This window comes from Synechococcus sp. OH2 (assembly GCF_047462155.1).
Classification (GTDB): domain Bacteria; phylum Cyanobacteriota; class Cyanobacteriia; order Thermostichales; family Thermostichaceae; genus Thermostichus.
Window position 1 is genome coordinate 722 of sequence record NZ_JANSIR010000041.1, and the last position, 4,186, is coordinate 4,907.

Annotated in this window: 2 protein-coding genes; both read left to right on the top strand. The window is 62.0% G+C overall.

Annotation, left to right across the window (positions count from 1 at the left end):
* The first annotated feature begins 337 nt into the window (after window positions 1-337).
* Window positions 338-2,593 (top strand): ComEC/Rec2 family competence protein, encoded by a 2,256-nt coding sequence (locus NW835_RS02825; protein ID WP_414414470.1) that lies wholly within the window; start codon window positions 338-340, stop codon window positions 2,591-2,593.
* Window positions 2,594-2,700: 107 nt separating this feature from the next.
* On the top strand, window positions 2,701-4,186 hold a 1,486-nt coding region (locus NW835_RS02830; RefSeq protein ID WP_414414471.1), incomplete at its 3' end, for a site-specific DNA-methyltransferase.

Sequence of the window (4,186 nt, forward strand, 5' to 3'; positions counted from 1 at the left end):
GATCTGACGAGCTGCTTGCAGCAAAGCGCTGTCCATGTGCGGTTTCCCCACCTTGCGAAGCCCACTATCACCCTAACGACCCTGCCAAGATTCTCTGGGATTGAAAAGGGAGGATGCCCGCTCCTGTACTTGGTAGCGAGCTGATGCGCCTCACCTCTTGGCAGCTTAAACCCTAGAATATCGCCGTCAACAGCCAGTGGGTCATTACGTCTCAGTTTAACCTTGCAAGAGGGAGTTTGCGGGCTCTTGCTGGGTCGGCAAGCGGTCAAGGTTAAGACAAGGCCATGGATCCTGCCTGAGGGCGACAGTACAGTGGGGGCAAACGCGCTGCGAGGAGATGGAGAGAACCTATCTGCTGGGGCTGGGCTGGATCCTGGGCCTGTTGCTGCGGGCCTGGCCGGCGGTGAGCGGCTGGGGCTGGGGGATCCCGCTGGCGTTGGGATTGGCGGGATCCCTGGTGTGGCGGCGGCAACTGCGTTTGGCCCGCACCTGGCTGGCGATGGGGCTGGTGGGGTGTTTAGCCTGGGCCTACCTGGGCTGGCGGCAGCCGGTTCCCGGCCCGACGGATATCAGCCTGCTGGCCCCACAGCCGCAGATGAGCCTGGTGGGCACCGTTCTTTCCGAGCCCCGTCCCACCCGCAGCGAGCGGCGGCAGTTTTGGCTTGAGGCGGAGCAGGTGTTGGAGGCCAACTCCACCGCTCGCCAGGTGAGCGGCAAGCTCTACGTCACTGCCAGCCCTGAAGCTCTCCCAAGCCAGGATCTCCATCCCAACCAGCGGGTGCGCCTGACGGGATCCCTCTACCTCCCCAGTCCAGCCCTGAACCCAGGCAGCTTTGATTTTCAGGTCTATCTGCAGCGCCAGGGAGCTTTTGCGGGGTTCAGCGCTCGCGAGGTGATTCCCCAACCGGGCGGGAGGGGCTGGGGAGGTTGGGTGTTGCGGTGGCGGGTACGGGAGGCGTTCATTGCTGGGCTGGGGGAGCGGCAGGGGAACCTCTTGGCTTCCTTGGTGCTGGGATCCCGCGCTGCGCAATTGGATTTTGATTTGCAGGATGCCTTTCGGGAAGTCGGTCTGGCCCACGTCCTGGCGGCCTCTGGGTTTCACGTGTCCCTGGTGGTGGGGGTGGTGTTTGTCCTAACGCGGCGGCTGCCGGTGCGCCTGCAGCAAGGGATCCTCCTGGCGGTCTTGGGGATTTACCTCACCTTGACGGGGTTTACGCCTTCGGTGCTGCGGGCGGCGGTGATGGGGGTGGCGGCCATGCTGGTACTGACGGAGCCCAGACTGGAAGGAAAAGTTAGGCTTGACCCCCTGGGGACGCTGCTGGTGGCGGCAGTTTTGCTCTTGATCTACCAGCCCCTGTGGATTACGGACTTGGGGTTTCAGCTTAGCTTTGCTGCCACCTTGGGGCTGCTGGTGGGGACGGCGCCGATCGTGTCCCGGCTGGACTTTTTGCCGCCGGCGGTGGCTACCGCTCTGGCCGTTCCGCTGGCCGCCCAGATCTGGACCCTGCCGCTACAGCTGGTTATCTTTGGCCGCATCCCCACCTACTCGCTGCTGGCCAACCCGCTGCTATTGCTTCTAGTAGTGCCGCTGCTGGTGGCAGGGTTTGGGGCGGCCCTGGTGGCCTTGATCTGGCCGGGGCTGGGATCCCTGCTGGCCCGGCCCTTGACGTTTTTGCTCACGCCTTTGATTAACTGGGTGAGCTGGATGGCCAGCTGGCCCCTAAGCTCCTACTACACCGGCAGGGTCTCGTTGCTGCAGTGCCTGCTCCTCTACGGGGCGCTGGTGGCCCTGACCTTTTGGCCCCGCTGGCGGCGGGCTTTCCGCTGGCAGGGTACTGCTCTGGTTATGGCTGCCATCCTGCTGGGGCCAAGGCTGTGGCCGGGGCCGCCAGTTCAGATCACGGCTTTGGCCAGTGGCCGTATCCCCATCCTGGCCATCCAAGCCGAAGGACGCCATCTCTTACTGAACAGTGGCGATCCCCGCTTGGCCGAGCGCACGGTGCTGCCCTTTTTGCGGCAGCAGGGCCTGCGCCGTCTGGAGGGGGCGGTGGCCATGACCTCTGCCGGCTCGGCCAATGGCGGTTGGGAGATCCTGCTTTCGGCTTTCTCCATCGGGCAGTTCTGGGATGGGGGCGGCGTCAATGCCGCCTCGGACAGCTACCTGCGCTCTCTTAGCGCCGTGCAAGCAGCCGGGATCCCCTATCAAGTCTTGCGGCCTGCGGATTGGATCCCTTTTTCGGAGCGGCTGAAGCTGCAGGCTGTCCACACCAACCCTCTGGTGTTGACCCTGGAGGCGGAGGGATCCCGTTGGCTGCTCTTGGGATCCGCCGGCACCAACGTCCAGGCTGAGCTAACCGGATCCCCCCTGCTGCCGGCCCAGATCGACTGGCTGTGGTGGGATGGGGGATCCGTAATCTTGGACTTGCTGGAGCGCTTTCAGGTGCAGGCAGGCATCAGCTCCGGCCCTGTTGGCGAGGCAGTAGCTACTTGGTTTCGGCAAAAGCAGCGGCCCCTCTACATTGCCGAGCGCGTTGGAGCGATAACCTGGTCGCCCCGGGGCGTGCAAACCCTGAGGGCGCAACTGGACGGATAGGTGGCTTGGGAGAGAAAAGCTGACGCGACAGCTCGGTGTTGGATCAAAAGTTAGTCTCAAGCTAGCCTTCCCAATAGGCCCACGACGAAACCCATAGGCAGGACTGGATGGCAGGAAAGAAAACCGATACCAAACGCGCAATCGAATCCTACGAGCACCGCGACAAAGAGCGCGTCAACAACCCGCCCGTGGGGCTGGTAACGCCCGAGAACGACCCCGACGCAGGCCAAAAGAAAAAGCGCTACGCCTACGACCCCCACCTTGACCCGCAACTCGTCTGGGCGGGCAAGGCCGAGCATACCTCGTTCGAGGTGCCGACTGTCTCCCTGCACGTCCACGAGCGCATCGATCCGCGCACGATCATCGAAGCGGTACGGAAGAAGAACGGCCAAGCCGAACCCGTGCAACTGGGGCTATTCGAAGAAGAACGTAAGGAACCGTTGCGCCAGGCGATCGAGTTCTACCAGCACAAGCACGGATGGACCAATCGGCTGATTGCTGGCGATAGCCTGCTCGTGATGAACTCACTGCTGGAAAAGGAGGGGATGGCAGGCAAGGTGCAGATGATCTACATCGACCCGCCCTACGGCATCAAGTACGGCTCCAACTTCCAGCCCTTCGTCAACAAGCGCGACGTCAAGGACGGCAAGGACGAGGACTTGACCTCAGAGCCGGAGCAGATCCGCGCCTTCCGCGACACCTGGGAGCTGGGCATTCACTCATATCTCACCTACCTACGCGACCGGCTGCTGCTGGCGCGGGAACTTCTCACCGAGAGCGGCAGCATCTTTGTGCAGATCAGCGACGAGAACGTCCATCACGTGCGGGAGTTGATGGATGAGGTGTTTGGAGCGGGGAATTTTGTGCGACTTATCACGTTCGCTAAAACCGGCAGCATGGTATCCAACGAGTTAGGCCGGACGAGCGATTATCTGATCTGGTATGCCAGGAATAAAGAACATCTGAAATATCGCCAGTTGTATTCTGAAAAGCTGCCTGATGCCTTCTATAGTAATGTGGAGCTACCCGACGGTACCGTGCGAAAGATTACCCGGGCCGAGATGGTCGATCCGTCGCTGTTGCCAGCAGGAGCAAGGGTCTCCCAGCTTGTAAGCCTAGAGAGCTCGGGGCCGCCGGGTGAAGATACGCCACTCCAATTCGAAGGAGAAACCTTCAGGCCCAGCAAGAACAGCCACTGGAAGCTGACCTATCCCGATGGCATGGAGGCGTTGAAACAAACGGGGCGCATAACTAAGGATGGCAGCAAACTTCGGTGGAAATATTTCATCGACGACTATCCGCTCAAGGTGCTGTCTGAAGTGTGGGACGACACTGCCGGCTTCAATCCAGATCAGAAGTATGTGGTTGAGACGCGCACCAAAGTCATCGAACGCTGCCTCCTGATGACCACTGATCCGGGCGACCTGGTGTTCGACCCGACGTGTGTGCGGAAGGGGACGCGGGTGTGGTGTGTGGAGGATGGGGGAGGCGGCCCGCACGCGGGGGGACGCTCCCTCCCCGTAAACGGGGAGGGCCGGGGAGGGGCGGCCGGCCAGGGAGGCGCTGAATGGGGAGAGGCTAACCAGGAAGAGG